The sequence below is a fragment of the Bdellovibrio sp. genome (genome assembly GCF_036384735.1).
Classification (GTDB): Bacteria; Bdellovibrionota; Bdellovibrionia; order Bdellovibrionales; family Bdellovibrionaceae; genus Bdellovibrio.
This window is the reverse complement of record NZ_DASVLT010000024.1, coordinates 55,782-76,943: the sequence shown is the minus strand read 5'-3', so window position 1 is coordinate 76,943 and position 21,162 is coordinate 55,782. Positions and strand designations below refer to the sequence as shown.

At 44.0% G+C, this 21,162-nt stretch carries 18 protein-coding genes; 10 read left to right on the top strand and 8 right to left on the bottom strand.

What is annotated here, in order from left to right:
* The 3 genes from VF412_RS07365 to VF412_RS07355 all read left to right on the top strand — a co-directional run bounded on the left by VF412_RS07365 (position 1) and on the right by VF412_RS07355 (position 3,406).
* Entirely contained in the window at positions 1-1,239 is a 1,239-nt protein-coding gene (locus VF412_RS07365) for a DUF1501 domain-containing protein (protein ID WP_331338579.1), read from the top strand.
* A gap of 141 nt (positions 1,240-1,380) precedes the next feature.
* Positions 1,381-2,556: a hypothetical protein gene (locus VF412_RS07360; RefSeq protein WP_331338578.1), complete on the top strand. Its 1,176-nt coding sequence runs from the start codon at positions 1,381-1,383 to the stop codon at positions 2,554-2,556.
* 34 nt (positions 2,557-2,590) lie between these two features.
* Positions 2,591-3,406: a TIGR02147 family protein gene (locus VF412_RS07355; RefSeq protein ID WP_331338577.1), complete on the top strand. Its 816-nt coding sequence runs from the start codon at positions 2,591-2,593 to the stop codon at positions 3,404-3,406.
* On the opposite strand, the gene VF412_RS07350 is transcribed toward VF412_RS07355, so the two are convergent.
* From VF412_RS07350 to VF412_RS07335, 4 genes are all read right to left on the bottom strand, one after another.
* Positions 3,403-3,876, bottom strand: coding sequence for a hypothetical protein (locus VF412_RS07350; RefSeq protein WP_331338576.1), 474 nt, complete (start codon positions 3,874-3,876; stop codon positions 3,403-3,405). The two genes, VF412_RS07355 and VF412_RS07350, sit on opposite strands and share 4 nt — an antisense overlap.
* Positions 3,845-4,210 carry a hypothetical protein gene (locus tag VF412_RS07345; RefSeq protein ID WP_331338575.1) on the bottom strand — a complete coding sequence of 122 codons (366 nt, stop codon included), beginning with the start codon at positions 4,208-4,210 and terminating at the stop codon, positions 3,845-3,847. The genes VF412_RS07350 and VF412_RS07345 overlap by 32 nt, the downstream gene beginning before the upstream one ends.
* Positions 4,211-4,391: 181 nt before the next feature.
* Complete coding sequence (locus tag VF412_RS07340) at positions 4,392-4,844, bottom strand: hypothetical protein (protein ID WP_331338574.1); 453 nt, start codon at positions 4,842-4,844, stop codon at positions 4,392-4,394.
* Positions 4,845-4,997: 153 nt separating this feature from the next.
* Complete coding sequence (locus VF412_RS07335) at positions 4,998-5,663, bottom strand: hypothetical protein (RefSeq protein ID WP_331338573.1); 666 nt, start codon at positions 5,661-5,663, stop codon at positions 4,998-5,000.
* A gap of 290 nt (positions 5,664-5,953) precedes the next feature.
* On the opposite strand from VF412_RS07335, the gene VF412_RS07330 reads away from it, so the two are divergent.
* Complete coding sequence (locus tag VF412_RS07330; protein WP_331338572.1) at positions 5,954-7,675, top strand: protein kinase; 1,722 nt, start codon at positions 5,954-5,956, stop codon at positions 7,673-7,675.
* A gap of 5 nt (positions 7,676-7,680) precedes the next feature.
* Here VF412_RS07330 and pgaB read toward each other — a convergent pair whose 3' ends face one another.
* Positions 7,681-9,303 carry a poly-beta-1,6-N-acetyl-D-glucosamine N-deacetylase PgaB gene (gene pgaB, locus VF412_RS07325; RefSeq protein WP_331338571.1) on the bottom strand — a complete coding sequence of 541 codons (1,623 nt, stop codon included), beginning with the start codon at positions 9,301-9,303 and terminating at the stop codon, positions 7,681-7,683.
* A 201-nt stretch (positions 9,304-9,504) separates the two neighbouring features.
* On the opposite strand from pgaB, the gene VF412_RS07320 reads away from it, so the two are divergent.
* The 3 genes from VF412_RS07320 to VF412_RS07310 are packed head-to-tail and all read left to right on the top strand — an operon-like array spanning position 9,505 to position 12,521.
* On the top strand, positions 9,505-11,472 hold the full coding sequence (locus tag VF412_RS07320; RefSeq protein ID WP_331338570.1) for an acyltransferase family protein: 1,968 nt from the start codon (positions 9,505-9,507) through the stop codon (positions 11,470-11,472).
* Positions 11,473-11,490: 18 nt separating this feature from the next.
* A complete protein-coding gene (locus VF412_RS07315; protein WP_331338569.1) occupies positions 11,491-11,853 on the top strand; it encodes a hypothetical protein in 363 nt (120 codons plus the stop codon).
* Between the two features lie 17 nt (positions 11,854-11,870).
* A complete protein-coding gene (locus VF412_RS07310; RefSeq protein WP_331338568.1) occupies positions 11,871-12,521 on the top strand; it encodes a tRNA-uridine aminocarboxypropyltransferase in 651 nt (216 codons plus the stop codon).
* Here the strand turns inward: VF412_RS07310 and VF412_RS07305 are convergent.
* Complete coding sequence (locus tag VF412_RS07305) at positions 12,477-13,736, bottom strand: JmjC domain-containing protein (RefSeq protein ID WP_331338567.1); 1,260 nt, start codon at positions 13,734-13,736, stop codon at positions 12,477-12,479. The genes VF412_RS07310 and VF412_RS07305 overlap by 45 nt on opposite strands.
* Before the next feature lie 194 nt (positions 13,737-13,930).
* On the opposite strand from VF412_RS07305, the gene VF412_RS07300 reads away from it, so the two are divergent.
* The gene (locus VF412_RS07300; RefSeq protein WP_331338566.1) at positions 13,931-15,145 is read left to right on the top strand and encodes a class I SAM-dependent rRNA methyltransferase; all 1,215 of its coding nucleotides are present in this window, start codon (positions 13,931-13,933) and stop codon (positions 15,143-15,145) included.
* A 24-nt stretch (positions 15,146-15,169) separates the two neighbouring features.
* The gene (locus VF412_RS07295; protein ID WP_331338565.1) at positions 15,170-15,460 is read left to right on the top strand and encodes a chorismate mutase; all 291 of its coding nucleotides are present in this window, start codon (positions 15,170-15,172) and stop codon (positions 15,458-15,460) included.
* A 47-nt stretch (positions 15,461-15,507) separates the two neighbouring features.
* On the opposite strand, the gene VF412_RS07290 is transcribed toward VF412_RS07295, so the two are convergent.
* Together VF412_RS07290 and VF412_RS07285 are read right to left on the bottom strand one after the other, a co-directional pair.
* On the bottom strand, positions 15,508-18,066 hold the full coding sequence (locus VF412_RS07290; protein WP_331338564.1) for a U32 family peptidase: 2,559 nt from the start codon (positions 18,064-18,066) through the stop codon (positions 15,508-15,510).
* A gap of 71 nt (positions 18,067-18,137) precedes the next feature.
* Positions 18,138-18,485, bottom strand: coding sequence for a cupin domain-containing protein (locus VF412_RS07285; RefSeq protein ID WP_331338563.1), 348 nt, complete (start codon positions 18,483-18,485; stop codon positions 18,138-18,140).
* A 660-nt stretch (positions 18,486-19,145) separates the two neighbouring features.
* Between VF412_RS07285 and VF412_RS07280 the strand changes: the two genes are divergently transcribed.
* A complete protein-coding gene (locus VF412_RS07280) occupies positions 19,146-21,152 on the top strand; it encodes a hypothetical protein (RefSeq protein WP_331338562.1) in 2,007 nt (668 codons plus the stop codon).
* The last annotated feature ends 10 nt before the right edge of the window (positions 21,153-21,162 follow it).

Below are 21,162 nucleotides of genomic sequence, written 5' to 3'. Positions count from 1 at the left end.
ATGGATCGACGTTTTTTTCTCAAATCGGGTTCATTGCTTTTAGGATCTTCTCTTTTGCCGCGTTGGGTGTGGGCCGCAGCACAAAGCTCGACCGAGACACTCAAGGGGCAAGAGCCTATTTTTGTTTTCATTGTTCAAAGAGGCGCAATGGACGGGTTGTCGTTGTTGGCACCGGTTGCCGATCCAGAATATTTCAAATTGCGCCCGAATATCGCTATTAAAACAGTGGGCACGAAAGATCATTTTGCTATTGATTCGCACTTTGCATTGCACCCGGCGGCGGCGGCCCTTCAGCCCATTTGGAAAGAGGGAACATTGTCGTTTGTGGTGCAGTCGGGTTCTATGGATGGAACTCGCTCGCATTTCGATGCTCAGGACTATCTAGAAAATGGAGTGCCAGGATCCAAAACTGTGACCGATGGATTTTTAAGTAGGGCTTTGCCAGAGCTTTCTCATCCCGGAGCCCTCAGTGCAGTGGCGATGCAACTGTTCATGCCAAAGGTCCTTCAAGGAAACTCCCTGGCGATTTCTATGAACAGTCTTAAAGATTATTCACTGAAAGCGCCCTTCGAAAATACGGAACATGCGGTTGGAAATTTCGAGGCCATGTACCAATCGGCCACCAATAAAGTGCTACGAGAAACGGGTATTTCTGCATTTCATTCGATGCATGATATTCAGGACTCTACAGCGGGCAAAGGTTTTAACGAGTATTTAAAGCAATTTCCTAAAAGTACTACGGGACGACGTCTTGGCGAAATAGCCTGGATGATTACTACCGGCATGGGAGTGCAAATTGCTGTCACTGACATCGGTGGCTGGGACACCCATGTGTATCAGGGATCTAACGAGGGAAGACTTGCAGATCGAATCCGTGAACTTAGCGAAGCCATGGCTGCATTTAAAACTGTTTTAGGTGCTCACTGGTCTCGTGTGGTGATGGTGACAGCGACAGAGTTTGGTCGCACTGTTGCGGAAAACGGGACTCAAGGCACCGATCATGGTCATGGATCTGTGATGATGATTTCCGGAGGACGCGTTCATGGAGGACGAGTTCTTGGAAGTTGGAGCGAGTTAAAAAAGCAAAATCTTTATGAAGAGCGTGATGTTCCAGTGACGACAGATTTCAGACAGGTTTTCTCGGAAGTTCTGAAATCGCATCTAGGTATTAAAGACATGGCCAAGGTGTTTCCTCATTGGAACAACTCTCATGGCGACTTAAGGATTTTTCGCTCTTGATCCCGAGGACTCGTGAGAGCGCAGGCAAGAGCTTCATATCATCGCAGTCTCATTTTGAGATCTATTAAAAGTCGTCGCAGGTTGGAGCCCAACTTGCTTATTTAATCCCACGAAGCAACTTCTGTTGTGGGAGACTTTCAAATGGATTTTAAGAACAGAATAAACATTTCTTCTGTATGCCTTTTAGTCGGTGTTGGGCTCTTTACGGCAATGGCTTCTGCCCGTACATTGGAGCAGCAGCAGTCCTTGGAGGACAAGCTGACAAATTCCTCCAACGCCATTGCATTGTCGGCGGATGTTGCAAAAAAAATGAATCAACTAAAGGCTTCGAGTCAGCCCTGGGATCCGGTTCGAAAATCATTTGATTTAGGTGGTGATTGGAAGAACCGTCTTCGTTCATTAAAGTCTGGCGGCGGCGGTGGAGTTGATGGCGGCGGTGGCAATATTTCTGGCGGTGAGATTTTCGATTCTTATCAGAATAGCGGTCTGGTAAAACTTTATTCAGGAACTCTTCGCGGAATGGCCGAGCAATTCTACGGAGAGCGCTTGCAAAGCCTTGAACAAAATCTGCCAGGATTTAAGCAGTGGCTCTACTCGGGTTTTTCTATCGCTTGGTATGCAGATGATAAGCCATTTGCTGAAGATGTCTGTTTGAATCAAAGTGTTTATAAAGCTTCTCATCAGATTGTTGCTTGTCAAACTTGGACCAGCGTTAAATTGCAGAAGTCCTGGTTAGCAGCACCTATTCCTCGTCAGTCAAGTTATGCGATGGGATTGGTTTACGAATCCCTTTATGGTTCGTCATCTGAGGTGAGCACCGAAGACTCAGGCTCGGTGGAGAATATTTTCGAAAATCCTACCTCAAGCGCCATTATCATTCACGAGCTTATACGTTTTCAGGTGATTCGCCTGGCACGTGAGCTCAACCTGTCCAGACTTGATCAAGATGATATGGTAGCCCAGGTGACTGCGGCGATTTTGAATCCGTCTGTGTCAGCTCAGGACGTATATGAGTTGTTAGTCCGAACAAGCTTGTTGCCTTCAGTTGACCAGGTTGAGCAGCAAAGGCATTCAGAGATGGAGAAGATTCAGCAAGATATGTATCAGAACCTTAAGCAGCTTCAGGGTGTTATTCAAGAATGTGCGCGCGGCGGTATGGAACCGAATGGCTATCAATATCTTATGAGTCGATATGTTGAGGACGGTAAAAGCTGTTCTCAGATGGCTGCAACAGCGGATGAGAAATCTTTGTGCGTGATTCAACCCAACTTACGTCTGCTTCAAGAGCAGCATCAGAAATATTGTCATAAAAAGTAATAGAATTTAATTACCTAAAAGTTATGATTAGGTAATGAAGTCAGTATTTACTTTTTCAGCGAGTCGCGAATTTCTAAGAACTTACATCGAGTCCCTACCCAAGAAAGGGTGGGGTGAGATTCAAAGATGGGCTGATCACCTAGGGGTGCAGACCTCTTATGTCAGTCAGGTGCTTTCTGGAATGAAAAACTTCAACGTGGAGTACTCTGTTCGCCTGGCCAAGTACATCGGTCTTAGTGGGCTTGAACTGGATTATTTTGTTCTTCTTACCGAGAAAGAACGCGCGGGGACTGTTGAAGCTCAGGAATACTTCGATGAAAAGCTTCAGCGTTTAAAGAAAGACTCACGCAACATTGCAGACCGCGTGACCAAAGATAAAACCTTATCTGAAGAGGAAAAAGCCGAGTTCTATTCCAGCTGGATTTATTCAGCGATTCGTCTGTATTGCTCTATAGGCAGCGGCAAAACTCTTTTCCAAATCAGCGAACATTTCGGAATTACGAAAGAGGCTTGTTCTACGATACTTCATTTCTTAGTGCAAAGCGGATTGTGCGCTCAGAAAGGTGATAAGTACCTGATGGGTGTGCAGAAGACTCATGTTGATAAGAAGTCCGCGCACGTGCGCCGCCATTGGTTGAACTGGCATATTCAGGCATTAAGCCGCCTTGAAACCGTTGATGAATCCGAGTTGATCTACTCGGCTCCTTTTTCCATCAGCAAAAAAGATTTTGAATCTTTGCAAGAGGAGCTGACGGCATTTATCGCTGACTTCGTCAAAAAGGTGCAGAAGACCGAGCCCCAACAGGTCGCATTTCTAAATATCGACCTGTTGCGACTCAAGGAGCCTTAAACAGGAACTTTGAAAACAATCAGGTAAAGTCCCACTGGCTCGGTTTGGATAGACTTTTCTGCAAGAGTTTTTCCGACAAAGGCTTCAATCTCTGGCAGATGTCGGCCAATCTCATTATTCTCTAGTTTGAGAGAAAGTGTAGCCAAACTCGGCATATAAAGAGCCGGGTGAACGGCATCCACGGCCAAACGTTTTTTCACCGCTTTTTTCATCTCAATGCTCTTTAAATAAAAATCAAGTTCCTCTGTCGACATTGTCAGACGCTCTGAAACTCTAAGCAGAATCTTTTTTGTGTACGGAATTTTTCCGTTCAAAACTCTGGATAGAATCGAGAAATCAATATGCAAATCTCTGCTAAATGCTCGCAGGGAATAAAGCGGATTTGATTCCTGTCTTATCTGCAGCTCTTTGCGCAGACGATCTGGAAATGTTTCCATATTATTGTGCTTTGCACGCGAATCTGATTTCACTGAAGTCTTCGCCGCTTTCTCTAAGCTTGGCTAGGCCGCTGCCTTTTTGAACCAAAGCGCTATCGAGAAGAAGAGAGAAGCTTTCGTTGCCCTCAGAACTTAAGTCGTAAACGAAATACTTCGAACCATTACGTGCCGTAAGCGGTCTTAGATAACGATAAGTACCCGCGTTCAGATCTGTCGTATTATTAGAGATTTGAATGGTGCCCGCATTGATTGTTAGGTCAAAGCGTGACCCTTTGTCTGCTCCGATGCTATTGCAGGAAAAAGAAAGAGATTGAGCGAATGTAAACTGCGAGAGGAACAGTAAAGAAAGTAAAAGATATTTCGCCATTGAGGCCTCCTTATAGAGAGGCACTATAAAGCTGCCGCGCGTTAGTTTCCTTATTTAATTAGTTAAAAGTTAATCAAATTCTTTATCAAAAAGTTAAATATTTTTAAGGACAATTTCTAAATGAGTGTAGTAAGAAAATTGAAACCCAGAGCTGTCGATTCAGCTCTGGGTTCAGGTGCGGTTAGTTCGTGCAAGCCTGCGCTGCTTGAGAAATCTTAGCCAGTTCTTTTTTCGCAAGAAGAGCTTGGCGATGATATTCCTGAGCATCGCTTTTACTCAAATAGGAATAGTATTTGTTGTCGCCATAGTGGCAGCTATCAAGATACATCTGCCAATAGTTTTCAGCGATCTGAGAGTGAACTTTTTCAGATTGTGTAGAGAACGAAGCGACGCGAGTCCAAAGCTGGTTGTAAAGTGCATACTTAGCTTTGCAAGATGTTTCTGCTTCCGCTTTTGCCTGAAGTTCGGCGACTTTTGCTTGATGAACTTTAAGACGAGCGATTTGAGCATCTTTCGCAACGATGATGTCGTGGCGATAGTCACTGCATGAGTTTTCATTAACGTCCAATTTTGCGAATGCTGTTCCCGCTGTGAAAACGGACGCAATAACGATCAGTTTCAAAAATGCGTTCATTGTGTTCTCCTATTTAGGAGAAAGCTCTAACAGTCGAAAAATCGGATGTAAACATTTTTGCAGTTCATGTTTATGACAAAGAGATCACGATGAAGTTCAAAATGTTCTATATTGTGTTGTATATATTGAACAGGACAGTGGGCCGGCAGTAAATCACCAATCAATGAAAACGGGTTGGCCCCAGCCGCCTTGGCCATCAGACTCTAAGGCGATGTTGTCGGCGCGAAAATCCACTTCGAGGTTGCGATAATAAGGTCGCATGTTTTTAAGCCAGTCTTTGAAGTCTTTATTCATTTCAAGTGCCACGACCTGCCTCATCAGTAAACCCCAAAACGGTTGAGTACGAATGTCAGAAATTTGAGCGGCGATCTGAGGATGGTAATCCTGCAAAACGGTCCCGAAATGAATAGCCGTTGACTCTATTTGTAACCGAGCCGTTTGTATATTCATCAGAGGTAGAACTTCACCCATCAGATAATCGCGCTGCAAAGTTTGATTCAACTTTTCAATGGAAGAGGCTTTGTAAACCTTGGCAACCTTCACTTTCCCATGCCAGTCGACCAAATAGACGTCTTTTAAAGGGGATTCTTTAAGAAGTTTGAGCGGAGTTGCGCCGATTTGTTCAAGACGCTCTAAGGAATTTAATTCCAAGCTTATGCCGTCTGCCGTTGGCAAAGGCCAGTGATGATTTTGCCATGAAAACGTCGGCTGGGCAGAAAAAGAGAAGACGGCATGGCAAGAGGGACCTTGAGCCGGGGACAAGGTAGGTCCTAAAAGGAAGGCTGCCGCCACGGCAAATTTTAAGGCTGTCGTTTTCATTCTGTCCTCGTCCCAAATTGAGACATGTTCCTTCAGCTGATGAATTGTCAGACAACTGAAAAAGATCTGAAGTTTAAAATCAATCAACGTGCTCATTGTCCTTGGTGCGTTGATTGAAAGAATGAAATGCAAAGGGTTTTCCAGGGCACCCAGAGAAGGTTGTTGAGCAGGAGCTGTAAGTAGATAGGTGTTCTATTTTAAGGATATCACGTTATATCGTCTCGTCTTGAGACGCCCTTCAAGGCACTTAGCTTGCACTAACAATTGGTATGGTGAAGATCCCGTTGTTAATGATTCTGATGATTTGCAGCCTCCCGTTTGTAGTATACGCGCAAACGACGTGCGAAAGCGTTTTTAGCGCATCAGAAACAGTTGAAGTTGCGACTGAGGAAATGGATTTCACCAGACAGATCTGGCAAACTTATGAACAACCGGCTCAGACAAATGTCACCATTGAAGGCCCTGCCACCTCGTTGGGTGAGCGTCTTGCTCTGTCATGGAAATCCCTTAAAGGATGGTCCATCACAGATTTGTTTTTTAATGACAAGGAAACACGTGCACGATTGAGTGAATATCATTTGGCCGAGGCTTTGGGGAGAGGCTTTTCCGGCGTTGTTTATCGCGGCATTTTGCCCTCCGATGGTAAAACGGAAGTTGCGGTGAAAGTGGCCAAAGGCGGAAAGACAGCTCAAGCCAGTCTGCGCTTTGAATCTTCGATGAGTGATAAACTTTCCCAAGCCGATCACGAAAATCTATTTTTGAGATATAATTTTGACGAGAAAAATCAGGTGTTGATTTCCTCGTATGAAAAGGACTGGATAGGCATGAATTCATGGCTTGCTTCACAGAAATCAGGAGTGGCTCCTGCCGGCATTGCTAAGATTGCCATGCAATTGCAAAAGGCCCTTCAGATTTTGAAAGCAGCCAATCTTGTGCATTCAGATTTGGGATTGCAGAATATTCTTATCAATCCACAGACTTTGCAGATCAAAATTATCGATTATGGAATCATGACAGAGGTAGGTCATTACAATCCAGCTCGGGCGAATCTTAGATTCAATCGTCGCGGTGGACGTTTCAAAAGCCTTAATCAACAAAAAGATCTTCCTGGGCAGCTGGCGGATGATGAATTTGCTGTGATCAAAATCATCGAAATTCTTCAACATCGAAAAAACCCACTGGCCTTTGCGGGTTCTTTGGAAACTCGCCCGGCGAAGAATCATGAGATCACGGCACTATCACCAGAGTCTTCTCAGTGGCTTTATTTGACGACGCGGAATGGGAAGATTTCTGACAAAGGTTATCCAGTTCGTATGCACGATAGCATGCGCTTGGTATTCGAGCCTTTTGTTGATGATGTTTTGGCGGGGCGTGAGCGTGACTTTGAAGAGATGTTGCGTACTCAGCATCGCATCGTTGCCGCTGGCATTGACGGAAATAGCAAATACTGGGGCTCAAGCATTGGATTTTGGAATTATATATTCTTAAACAAAGCAGTTCCTGGAAAATTCAGAAATGAAGTTTTCAACTTGGGAAAACTAAATTTTCGTTTGCGGCTGGTGATTTCAGTAGATAAAACTTTAGACAGAGATTTCAAGGCGAACACAACAGGCGTGACAGAGTTCGTAAAGATTGCTGGCGTTCCCGCGGATCTGTTACCTTCGCGTAAATCGAGCGAAGATAGCGTGTATTACGTTTATCCTCCGGTGGATGGTATTCCCACATTTTTGAATTTGATGGAAAAAAATCTGCTAACGGCGTTGAAGCTGATGCGTGAAGGAGAGCCTCGCGAACGGGTGCTACCTTATCTTGCAGACTATGTACAGTTGGGTGTCAGTGGGCACATCTTCAACCTGGCGAATTATTCAATTTATATGACTCAGGTGAATAGCATCTTGCGCCGACTTGGCTATGAAGGGATTTCACCGGCGAATCTGGATTATCATGCGCTGGTGGAGGACTCGGAAGTCTTCAGACAGCGCTTTGCTCGCGAGGTCGAGAGGAAGCACTAAGCTCCTTACCTCTGTTCATCGGCACCTATAGAATACGGATTGTTCGCAGAATGAAAGTTTGCTTTCAGAAACGGCAAGTCCGCATATGAATTGAAACTAATTGGAAGAAAGAAATTATCCAATCCGAGGTCTTTTAATTTCTTATAATTTTCTGGAACGCCCGAAACGGTTTTTGAGTCCAAAGACACAATCATTTTGGGATCCTGAAACTCATGAACCGTTTTCACAAGCTTGGATTTTGAAGAGTTCCATGAAAAATCCTCTATGACATATTTGAAGGGGCTTGTTCCGATCGAGAAACGTGGACCAATGAATCCATAGTTCCAGAACGGTCGAATTTCCGAACCAGCCTTCATCGCTTGTTCAACGAGCTTTTCCATTTTCTTTGCATCGACGCCAGCACCGCGAGAATCAAAGAAGATACCATCGACATCGTTGTAAAGGGCCAGGTCATGAATCAAAAGCTGTGTATTCAGTTCGTTTTTTAGATACTGCAAAGGAACCGTTGCATAAACCTTGTCTACTCGCGATCGATTCTGCAAAACGTGAGCAACACGGCCAAAGAAATTAGCCTTCACCGTTAATTGTGATGTCGGAAAATAAGCCTCGCCTTGAGCGCTAAAGGCCTGGATCAGGGCTAAGTTTGGTCTTATATCTGCGGCCTTATCATTTAATTTTCCAAGAGTGATATTCGACGCATCTTCGGAGCCAACCCACAAAGAATCCAAATCGACAGAGATACCTCTTATCGGGGCCTCATAAGCAAATGATGTTTTGATGCCTTCTGTAAAAGTAGAAATAGAGAAATGAGATAGAACCATGGTTCTATTCACTAAGGTGAGATGGCTGGTGTTGTTCATTCCTCGCTCAACCGAAAACTGCATCGGCATTCCCAATTCGGTGGCGGCCTTTTGTGATAGGCCATTGTAGGTGCCATAAGGCCATACGATCAGAGGATAGTTTTTTCCGATGTGCTTGCTAATAAGTCTTTCATTTTCTGCCAGGTCCGCTTTTACTCTGGCAAAAAAATCTTTCTCACTTTCATAGGACTTTGAATCAAGATTGAACTTTAAGAATCCCGCAGAGGCCTGCTCATTACCCTGCGGATTAAAAATATGGCCATGATGCATGTCATACGTGTGGGAAACAACGGCCACCAACCCAGAGTCCGACATCTCTTTTAGCTGGGCCCAGGAAACCATTGGGGGATTGACGTTAACGTATCCATAATCGGGAGCTTTACCGTCTTCGACCCACTTTCCAACAACGGCAAAGACAGCTGGAAACTTGTAGCGCTTCAAAAGTGGGTAAGCCAGATCGTAAAAAGAAGCCAGTCCGTCATCAAAGGTGATAAGGACAGCTTTGGGTGGCAGGGTCTTTTTCCCCTTCGAAGCCAAAATAACGTCGTCTATGCTCACCACAGAATAGTTTTTTTGCAAATATTCGAATTGCTCTTCCAGTTGGGTCAGGGTGACACCATAGGCATCACCAGGGTGGGTTTTAGTCACGTCATGATAGCATAAGACGTCGAAATCATTAGTACTTCCCAGGCTCTTTAATGGAGTCGAAGCAATGAGCAGGGCCACTGCAAAACTAAACGCACTAGTAACACCTTTTAATAAATTCATATGACCCTACGATTCGCACTTTGATTTGAAATTTGTTCTTCATATTCGAGAGATGAATTCGGGTCAAGAAAGACCCCTTAATATCTTCATTTTGCTCAGGATTCTGAGAGCTTTTATAGGATTTGAAATAACCGCAGAATTAAATTCTTACTTTAATGAAATTGGTCTATAAGAGGAGCAATTAATCCCTAAGGTCTTGAAATGAGTAAATTGCGATTTATCCCAGAGGTAGAAGGTTTGAGAGGCATTGCTGTCCTTTCGGTCTTGCTATTCCACTTAAATAAAAGCTTCTTGCCTGGCGGCTATCTCGGTGTAGACATCTTTTTTGTTATTTCAGGGTTTCTTATCACCAGTATTTCTCTTTCTGAATTCGCCGCGACCGGATCTATTTCTATTTCAGAGTTCTATCGTAAAAGAATCAAACGCATCCTTCCGTTATTTTGCCTAGTCGTTTTAGTGACTTTGGTCGCTGGTTATTTGCTGTTTTTGCCTGATTACTTTTTGCTATTGGGACGAAGTATAGCGGCTTCGCTGACGTTTACTTCAAATTTCTTTTTTAGCCAAAGTCTGGATTACTTTGCTAATAACTCAAACGAATACCCACTGCTTCATACGTGGTCCCTTTCGATCGAAGAGCAGTTCTATTTTATTTGGCCTCTGCTTCTCACGCTTTCTTTGCGAAAGTTTGAATTGAAAAATGTTTTTAAGGGACTCATTGTCGGGATCATTGCAAGTCTGATCTTTGCCGATGTCCTGCGCTTACTTGATGCCTCCTCGACAGGGATTTACTTCAACTCGGTGCCTCGCTTTGGGGAAATCGCTATTGGAGCTGGTTTAGCTTTTCTGTTTAAATTGACCGATGCTGACTGGAATAAGAAATTCCATCGCCATGCAGGTATTTTGGGGCTTTTGTTGCTTGCCGTATCGGTCGTCGTCATCAATGACTCTTTCTGGTTTCCGGGACTTCTTTGCTTGATTCCTTGTGGAGGTGCCGCTCTGGTCATCTGGGCAAGCAGATCTCAGGAGTCGCATTGGGGCGCGCGTTTTTTAAAGAACAAATACTTAAGAAAAGTGGGGGATTTCTCTTACTCTTTGTATCTGTGGCATTGGCCTGTGTTGGCTTACACAAGATATTTAACGGGATCTTACGAGATTCCTCTGTATCTTTTGATTATTGATCTGGCTTTAATATTCTCTTTGTCCTACGTGACGCGATACTTTTTTGAGAATAAGTTTATCTCTCTTAAATGGAATTTATCTAAGTCGTTCGCGATCCTTTTGCTATTGCCATTCGGTTTATTTTGGTTAGCGACTTCATCTATTGAGAAAAACGATGGAATGCCGCAACGGATTTCGAAGATCGAACAATTTGAAACGGAAACTTCATTTATTGATGATAAATATTGTCATAACTTAGAAAATGACGATTGTGACTTTGGGAATTTGAAATCCCATCGTCGAATCTATCTTGTCGGAGATTCCAACGCGGGACATTTCACTCCGTTTATCGTATCGGCATTAGGCAAATCCTATCGTATCGAGGCAAAAACAGTCGACACTTGCCCGCCGCTATTGAGCATCACCAACAATACCAAAACCGATATTCAAAATGTGTCCAATGCCCATTGCTTAGCGCTCTTAGATCAATTTAAAGAGGATATCGACGACCAAGATATCATTGTTCTTGCAGCCAACTGGGGAAATTATATTTCCAGCTTCAGGGATTTCGAAAAAGATTTTAGAGAAACTCTGAAGTTATTGGCGGGACACAAGGTCGTGGTGATTGGTCGTATTCCAGGTGTTGAAAGCTCTCAATACAATCAATATTTGCGCGAGACATACAGTCCTCTTTATCAAAAGTTTGAATTGAAGAGCCATGTCAGCAAATTGGATCTGCACCATGTATTGAAGCCGGAAACTGACACGAACGCTAAAATTAAAGCGATTGTTTCAGAATTCAGTTACGTCAAATTTTTGGATCCGTTAGAAATCAATTCTGACTTTTGGAAGACAGCGCCTTTCTCTAACGAAAATATTCTTGTGTACAAGGATGGCGGGCATCTTAATCAATATGGCTCTGACTTGTGGGGAAAACAGTCTTCCGTAAAGGTCCAACATATTTTCCGCGAAGTTTCGAAAATGAAAGAAAATAGCGAATCCATCAACTAAGGCTACTTGGAGCTTGATATGAAGAAAATTTTATTTTTAGCGGTATGTTTGTGGGGAGTGGCAGCCCCTGCTTTGGTTGTTAAGATTGAGAATCAAACAGAGGCTGTGATTAAAGCGTCAGTTGTCGTTTTGGATACAAATCAGAACTTTATTAAGGATCTGGGCACAATGGATGTGGGATCGCATCAGACATTCGTTCAAGATCTTGGTGCTGCTGCTGCGACGGAAAGGTTCTTGTTCCGTTGGGCTGTTGTTGGTGCAAATGGTTTGCCCCTTTGCTATGAAGGACAATTTCCAGCTTATGGGAATGAGACTTTTGCTATCCAAGTCAGCGGCACTCAAGAACACAATATCATCAACTGCGCAGCCGCAAGGTTTTAAGAAAAAGCTATTTTACAATGAACAAGCACGTCCCGCGTAAGCGAAAAACCATAGATCCCTGTCCGACGTGCTTTCTTCATCGGCAACGCTGTATCTGTGACTCGATTCCAAAGCATGATCTAAAGACTCGCGTTAGTTTGATCATTCATGCGAAAGAACTTAAACGAACAACAAACACCGGACGTCTGGCACTTCATGCTCTGACCAATTCAGAAATGTATATTCGCGGCAAAACAACAGAGCGCTTGGATCTAAGTTCTTTGCTCGTGCCAGAATATGAAACTTATGTGCTATTTCCTTCGGAAGACGCGATTTCTTTAGAAGAGATTCAACCTCTAAAGCCGATTCAACTTATTGTGACCGATGGAAATTGGCGACAGGCAAGTAAGTTGAACACCCGGCACCCAGAGTTAAGTCATCTTCCACGTGTAAAAATCGGGGCGGCAAACACAGCCCAATATCATTTGCGCAAAGAACATTTCAGTGAAGGTCTTTCAACGCTCGAGGCGATCGCCTTGGCTATTCGAATTATCGAAGGGGCAGAGGTGGGTGACAGCCTACTGGCTTTGTATCACAAAAAGCTCAAAGCCACCTTGCAGGGCCGCGGAGTTCAAGAGCATTCACTAAACGAAAGCTCCTGCGTTGGCGAGGGCTTGCAAAGAACTTAGATCTTTCTTAGCAGTGGCTCCTTTAATGAAGTCGCTGATCAAGCAAGTTTCGCCGGCATTCAATGCTTTCACCAGTTTTAAAAAGCCACTGGCCTTTGTGCTTTCCACTAAGGCTCCGCCGAAACTAAAGAAGAACCGATCTTTTGATGTCAGTCCCTGTTGCCACAGGATCATGGATTTATCGCTGCGTAATTGAATTCGAGATTTCGCAGACAACTTCACCGCAATATGTGGAATGGTTTTAAATCCCTGCAGGGAAATATGTGTCATCCAGGACTTTAAGAAAGTCTCTTGCAGCTCTTTAGCTGTTAGGCTTTGCAATGCTTGGATCGATGTTTTGTAAGCTTCGGGCAACTCTGTCACTTCGCCGGCTTTGCTATGAAGACTTTTGAACGGCGTTGTCACCGTCTTGCCAGTGGGACCCAGTTTTTGTTCAAGCAAGCTATTGAAAGCTTGTGCGACCATTTCCTTATGAGGGTGATCAACCCATACGCCTAAGCTCCAAGTCGCACTGAACGAACCGTCGGATTCAGCGATATGCCAAGCGGATGAAGGCCAATAGGTCATATCGCCGGGACCAACCTCTAAAAGGAGAGAATCTTTTTTATATTTGTCGTATTTGAAGGCGCGATCCAATGCTGGATTTTTCTTTGCGTATTCTGAAGTCCAGATACGGAATCTTTTTGTTCCGACCACAGGAAAGCTGAAAACTCCGCAAGAGTCCACGTGAACCCCAAATGGGGTTTTACGATAATTTCCTAGGTAAAGACCCATCTCGGAAAAACGATTTGGGAAGCCAACATGACGATAAAGCTCATCTGTGAATTCAGCTAGCAAGTGTTGTTTTTTTAGGTTCACTTGCAAAAGTTCATCACAGACCAGGCAATAATCTGGGAACAAGGCCTTCATGCGGGCATGATATCCAAGCAATGACTTGTCACTTTTTTCAGGCAGAACTTGCAGAACATCTTCCGCATCGGCCTTAAAGCCGTCGATATAAAATTTAAACCCTGTAGGATCGTTCAACTTGCGGCATTGATTTGCGTAAAGAACCAAAAGATCAAAGATCTCGACATTGCCCAGCTCGAGCAAACCTGATTTCACGTTCTTTAAAACCAGAGGCTTTTTTTCCCAAATATTCTTTGCGAAATTATCCCAAAATTTCTGATCTAAGAAAACGGGTTTGGCTGGTGAAGGCGCTGATTTTTTAGTCAAAAGGGGACTCCAAAATAGGGTAGGAAATTGATTCTCCAGAGACTCGTTGAGATTGATCTACGAGTCAAATAGAGTGCTTAAAACCACTCTGAGCGGCATAGGGCCTTGTAAATTTACCAAGCCGTTTCTTGGGCCCTCTTAACCCTTGTGGCCGAAGGGGATTTAGCATAAATATTCTGTCCTCTGGAGCCCCAATGAATTCAGCAGCTATTACATTTCAAGATCCTCAAACCATCGAACTCAAAAGGGATGTGACCAAGCACCTTAAGCAAGGACACCGCTGGATTTTCGCCAATTGTTTCGATGAGGGCCGCTCATTCAAATCAGGCATTCATCTTTTGAACTACAAGGGTGAAATTTTGGCCTTGGGAATCTGGCAGGCCGATACTCAATTGCGGTTCCGGGTCCTGGTTCTTACTGAAGAGCCTATCTTCAGACGCAATAACATGAAGCGCACTCTTGAACTGTACTTTGAAAACCAGTGGCGTAAAGCCGTAGAAATTCGCCAAACATTCGATCTTTCAGTTACGAACTCTTTCCGCCTTATCAACGGTGAAGGGGATGGCCTTCCAGGCTTGATCGTTGACGTTTACAACGACACAGCTGTGATTAAGCATGACCACGCTATCATGGAGAAAACTTGGAATGCCCAAGTGATTGCCGAGAAAATTCAAGCGGCATTCCCGCAGATCAAATGTGTTTATTTAAAACGTCGTAACGATGTTGAAGAAAAGGGAGTGAACATTGTAGGGACTCTAGCCCCTGAAGTTCAGTTTCTGGAAAATGGTGTATTGTTCGCCTCCAATATCCGCGATGCTGCGAAGACAGGCTTCTTTTTGGATCAACGCGATAATAGAAAAATGATCCAGCATTTTGCGAAAGACAAAACGGTTTTGAATCTTTTCAGCTATACCGGTGGTTTCTCGATCTTCGCGGCTAAAGGTGGCGCGAAAGAAGTGACTAGCGTTGATATCGCAAAAGTGGCGATTCAAGCCGTGGATCGCAATTTTGAGATCAACGGCTTAAAAACAGTTCATCACGATATCGCGACAGATGCGTTTGCCTACCTTGAACAGTTGAATACTGAAAAGAAAAAATACGATCTTGTTATTACGGACCCGCCAAGTTTTGCTCCGAATGAAAAATCGGTCGAGCAAGCCAAGGCGGCCTACACGAAAGTCTTCTCGAATTCGATCAAACTTGTGAATAACGAGGGACTTTTCGCAGCAAGCTCTTGCTCAAGCCATATCTCTTCAAAAGAGTTCATGGAGATCTGTCAGGAAGCGTTTTCCCGCGTTCGTAAAAAGGCGACGTTGGTTTATATCGGAGGACAGCCAGTGGATCATCCCTATCCTCTGGCTATGTCGGAATTGCGTTACTTGAAGTTTGCGCTATTCCGTTTAGATTAAATTTGATTCAAAAAGGTAAACACATTGGAAACGATTTCAAGCCTTCGCCAAGAAATAGATGACATTCATAAAGAGCTGCACGGATTACTTTTGCGTCGCCGTGATTTAACGATGGCCATCTGGAAAATAAAACAAGAGCAAGGTTTGCCATTCTTCAATACCCAACGTGAAAATCAAATTCTAGCAGACTTTGTAAAGCTTGGTGGTCAGGAAGGACAAGATCCCCAATTCGATGAACTTTTAAGGGGAGTAATGAACTCTATCTTAAGAGAATACGAAAAGTACTTGAAGTCCAAATACTCTTCGCAATCTTAATCGACTTTTCCTGAATCGTTGATAGTAATAAGGCCGAAGCTTCGGCCTTATTTTTTTCTGCTTTGATATTCTTTTTCGCGTTGAAAGTGGCTTTCAGAAAGGCCATAGCTTTCCACATCGCCAAGCTCTTTAATCAATGAAGCTAAATCTTTTTGACCACCAATAAAGTCCAAATGGGCTTGGATTTTTGAAATCAGCTCTGCACCTTTTTCTTTCAAGGCTTCGTAGCGGATGAAGCCAAGGCCGAAAGATTCCCACTCTTTTACATAGCGAGCTGCGGACTGGGATGTTCCGTTGTACATCGTATTACGGCATTCTTGGTCAGGTTTAATTTGGTGCCAGTTGCCGAATTGGTCCTTCAATTTCACTTCGTGTTTTTCGCACGGTTTGCCGCAGTCTTTGAAGCTAGAACCCTTGCTTAAGAACGCAGCGAAAACACAGTGTTCCATGTGGAAGCTTGGCATGTATTGATATGCAGTGACTTCAAAGCGCTCTGCTTGGCCAGATTGGATCAATTCGCTGACTTGAAGGTGATTCAAGTCATAGCCCAAACAAACGCTAGAAAGGCCTTTGTTGAGCAAGTATTGAGCTGTGAGGTGGTTTGCCACGTTCAAGCTGAAATCTCCAAGGATTTGTCCCTGGTAGTTGTTTTCTTGCAGGTATTGGACGGCACCTAAGTTTCTGGCAAGGATCGCATCTGGATTTAAATTTAACAGATGCTTTACATTGCGGTGTTCATTTGGTTTCAAAATACGAGTTGTCGCAATAGCAACTTTTAAATTTTGATCTTTTAGAACTTTCAAGCTTGGCTCGAAATCCAGACCGAATTCAAAATCTAAAATGACAAGATTGATTCGCGAAGTGTTCAGTTGTCCAGACTTCACAGCTTGTGCAATGTCCTCGACTTGTCCCTTATCACGTAATAGCAAGTTCAGTTTCAAACCTGGAATTTTTCTGTCCGTGACTTTTTTGCTCCCAATCCAATCCATCGTTTGTGCTTGAGGTGCTATCGTAGGAGCTTGGCCATTTTGAATACGCAACTCTGTCAGTTCCTTCACCAATTGTTGGCGAAGTTCTTTGACCTGTCGATTCGGCAAAAAGAGTGGGGTATTGGAATCCAAGATTGCTTCAAAGCTTTCGCCGCGGAAAGGACTTCCCATTAAAGCAGAGAGCTCCTCTTGAAGATCTTGAGCGTTTAAGCCTTTATTCTTCGCGGCCTCACAAATATTTTCAGAATATGCACAGACAGTGTAAGTGCCGTCTGTGTATTCAACTTTAAGAGGTTTTCCTAAAGAGGCTTCTGCACGGATAGAAACGGGAAGACGTTTTTTTCTTTGTTTGTCCTCGACGCTCAAGGTGACGTCTTTTTTAAGATCTTTATCATGGTTATAGAAAACGCGGGCACCAAGGTAAGCACTGTCCATCGCGATCTCTTTCGAGAATTCCAGCTCGAAGCGGCGAGGTGAAAGGCTTTTCACTGCGAAGACGAATCCGCCTTTTTCTACACTTTGACCATTGCGATCTTTGTAAACCCAAAGAACGCCGTCCCCGGGTTTAATGAAGTCGGCTTTCAAACCTTGAAGAAGTGTCATGTCAGTCAAATCAACTTCCAAGGAGGTGCTGTTCACACGCTGAATTTTTCCGAACTCGAAACCGCGGTGCGAACTGAATGTGCCTTCAACCAATTCTTGATGGTTTACGCCATGAAACCAACCACTATAAAAACCACGAGAGAAGGCAGAGGCCATTTTCTTTTTCATAAGAATAGGGCTTGAAAGTGTCTGACCGGCTTGGGCTGACGTAATCGCTTCGTCAAAGCTTCTAGCGGCAGTGGCAACATATTCAGGAGTTTTAAGGCGACCTTCAATTTTAAAGCAATCAACCCCAGCTTGAAGAAGGCTGGGAACTTCGTTAATGCCACAAAGATCTTGGGGCGATACAAGGAACGACTTTCCTTGCAGGTCACGCTTTTCACCATCCACATGCATTTCGTAAGTGAAGCGACAGCTTTGTGCACACTGACCGCGATTGGCAGAGCGGCCGCCAATACCCTCAGAAGTAAAACATTGTCCTGAGTAACTGACACACAAAGCGCCATGAACAAAGACTTCGATTTCTTTTGTCGTGTTTTGTTTGATGGCTTGAATTTCTTTGATAGAATTTTCGCGGGCCAAAACGAAACGTTGGATGCCCAAGTCATCAAGCCATTTGATGGCTTCTGCATTAGTCACGCTCATTTGCGTTGAAGCATGAATGCGTTGCCATGGGGCCATCTTGCGAATCAATTGTACCAGACCTAAATCCTGAACGATGAAGGCGTCCGGTTTTAAAGGAAGAATTTTTTCTAGAACTTCCACTGCACTTCGCAATTCATTTTGAAAGATCAGAATATTAAACGCGAGATTCACTTTCACGCCATGCAAGTGGCAGGTGTCGATGATCTCTTTGACCTCTTCGATTTGGAAATCATGACTTCTGCCGCGGGCATTAAAACCAGGAACCCCCATAAAGATGGCGTCAGCGCCATTGTGGATAGCGGCCAAAGCCATATCCTTAGTTCCTACGGGAAGCAAAAGTTCGGGACGTTTTAATGTTTGAATTTCCATGGGCCTTTTTTACCAGACCGTAGGAGGGCCGCAAGGGTAAAATAAAAACGGTCTTTTTACGGGCGGTTTTTTCATGGCTTTTTGTGAACAATATCGACAGATATTTCAATAGCTTGGACAGAGCCTTTATTCTCCAGCCAGTGCAAAGTTTTATGATCCTCGGGCCAACCCACGCCAGGGCCATATTCTGTGGCAATGCCGTTGCGATGATCGGTGATTGTCCCTTGAAGGATGTAGACGATTCCAGGTCTATCTTTGTGGTCGTGAAGGGGGCCAAAGACAGCCCCTGGCTCCATGATCACAAGGCGCATGCGAAGCTCCCGGCCTTCCATGCCCTCGATCTCGGGTCCCAAGTCCACAGTTGAAAGTAGTTTCACTGACACACCTTGAGTTTCTGGGGATTGGCGCTCGATCTCCATCGAAGGCTCCTTTTTTTGGTCTTTTAAGGGGCCTTTAGAATATCGGATCTATGAAAAGGTTTTTAGAACTTCAAGAAGCGGTGACGAATTCGATGACGGTTAACAATGACGAATGGCCTTTTATGCGTTTCTTCAGATGTTAACCAATCCATGTCTTGGGAGTCATGCGCTGTTGTTGTTTGCGAAGCCAGACTTATGATTCCGACTAAAAATTTGACGAAAAATTAAACCTCATCAAACATTAGGATATTGTCTTTGAATTTAGTGAGGCAAATCATGACTCATTTCCGGCAAATATCTCTTAAGACTATCGAGTTTCTGAGGGAAATCACCGAAGATAAAAATAAGAGCTTTTTTGGGAGTCTTCAAAAATGAAAAGATCAAGGGTCAAAGGCTTTCTCGCCATGTCGATCGTTTACCTGATTCTATGTCTATTCTATTCGAACTGTGCAGTTCGAGAGGATTCTCGCACACTTTCGTCTTTTAATGGACTTCAAAAATAGCTAATAAGTCTCCTAAGTGAACGGGAATAATAAAGCCCACGCCAAATACGATATCTTCTTCGCGCTTTTGCGATCTTTTTTGCCTTGTTCTTGCATTGCTGGAATCACGAAATAATCATTCGGCTTCTATGAAGCCCTAATCATTCTGGAGACGTCCATGAAGATCTTTTCGCGTTTTGCGGTTACAGTTTTTGTTACAGCGTCCATTCCATTAGCAGTCTGGGCTCAGGCGAGTTCTGTGAGGGATGGTATTTATAGCGTGCAGGGAACCAATACTTCTTTTGGAGAGTACTCTGGAAAGGTCTGGATTCATGGCTCGCAAGTGCAAAGACTTATTCACTTCAAGACTTTCCGACAACAGGATTTGGAGGTGGAGTCCATTTGGTCCGGAGTTGCTCAGGGACAAGAGTTCGATTTTTCGTTGAAACGCTCTAACGTTTTGACGGCTTTTAATGGTTATACTCCAACTGATGATGAAATTAAAAATTCTATGAAGATCGCATTGTCCGCTGCGGAAGTGGGACAAGCAATGTCATTCACTGTTCAGGATGAGGGGACTTACAACGAAACATGGCAGCGTCAAGGGGACGCTTCCGAAAAGCCTCTTTGGATGGATCTTCGTACCAGCGTCGTGGGCCTCGGAGATGAAGGATCCAAGTTAATTAAAATCGCTCGTTGGGCAGGGCTTGATGCCGTGATGGATTGGTATCGCAATCTTCCTGAATCGCAAGTGTATAAAGATCGCGTTGAATTCCAACAGGGAAAGCAAATTTTCATCAGTGATAAAACCGATGCTGATTTCTACGCTAAAAATAAAACCACTTTGCGTATCACAAATAAAACAGTCAATCCGTTATCTTTAGCTGAAGCGATGATGAGAAGAAATGCCTATGGCAAAACTTTGGCCCAAAAAGCGGAATATCTTGGAAAGCAGACAACATCTGAAAATTTAAACGCGGCGGGAATTCTAGAAATTTCTGTTTTGGATCAAAATGGAAATAAAGTAGGACGGGCTACAGAGTATGATTCGGCTCTATGGACATCTTTGTATGGTCTTTCTGAAGTGATGCGCTATCAAGCGACAAAGGACCCACAGGCTTTGCATAACTTCCGCCGAGTTCTTGATGGTATTCTGACTTTGACAGAGATCACGAACAGCCAAACTGAATTTGCCAGATCCTTGGCTGTATCGCCTCCAGAAGAAAATTTAGGTGATGGCTGGATTCAAGGGACAGGCAAGTTTGCAAATCTAAAGTGGCGCGCGGGCGGTAACAATGACATGGCTAAGGGTCTTTTCATTACATTGGCCTTAGCCCATAAATATGTTCATCCAAGTGAGACGGCCTTGATTGCTCGTATTCAAAGGGCCGTACAAGCATTAACGGGTTTCCAAGCCATTCGCGAGCGCGCTTTCAATAACGGAATTGCCCACGGCCTGGTCGCTTTGTGGAATAAAGATCAGTCCGAGTTGAATGTGTTCACTCAAAGTATGATCAACGGTATTGAACAAATTGGTGATGCGACGAAGTTGGATGTTGGTTTCTATGTCGGTGGAGTCGCGGACTGGTCAGGCATTAATTTAACAATGACTTCAAATTTGGCGCAGATTTTTGTTTCGGAAGAACTTCTTAAGGTTTTCACGACGAATGATACAAGTCACTATTTGATTGCGACATCTTTAAAGCAGTCTCAGAGCAAACTGAAAGAGATGCATGATGTTTATAAAGAAGCTCACCGTGATTTCTTGACGGTGATGGCTTATGCATTCTCGCCACAGGCACGAGAGGACAAGACTTTTAAAGCAGAAGCTCGTCAGGCTTTGTGGACATTGAGAGAGATTCCAGCTCCTCGCAATATCGGTTCGGGCAGTGTGGATCTTTCTAAAATTCCAGAGTGGAGTTTGTCTTCATGGCCGCGTGTTCCTTGGAAGGCATTGGCAGGATTCAAAAAAGTAAAATCAGACAGAACATTCCTAGATCATGCACAGGGCGTGTACTCTTATCCAAATTTCGAGACATTGGCTTGGTCGACAACTTTCTTCTGGAAGGATTCGCCATTTTACTTAACCTTTCAAGGTAATGGACAAACGCGTTCTTTCTCTTCCGACTATTTGATGGTTTACTGGTCTGCTCGTGCGGCAGGTTTAATCTCTGATAAAGAATAAATTCCTCAAC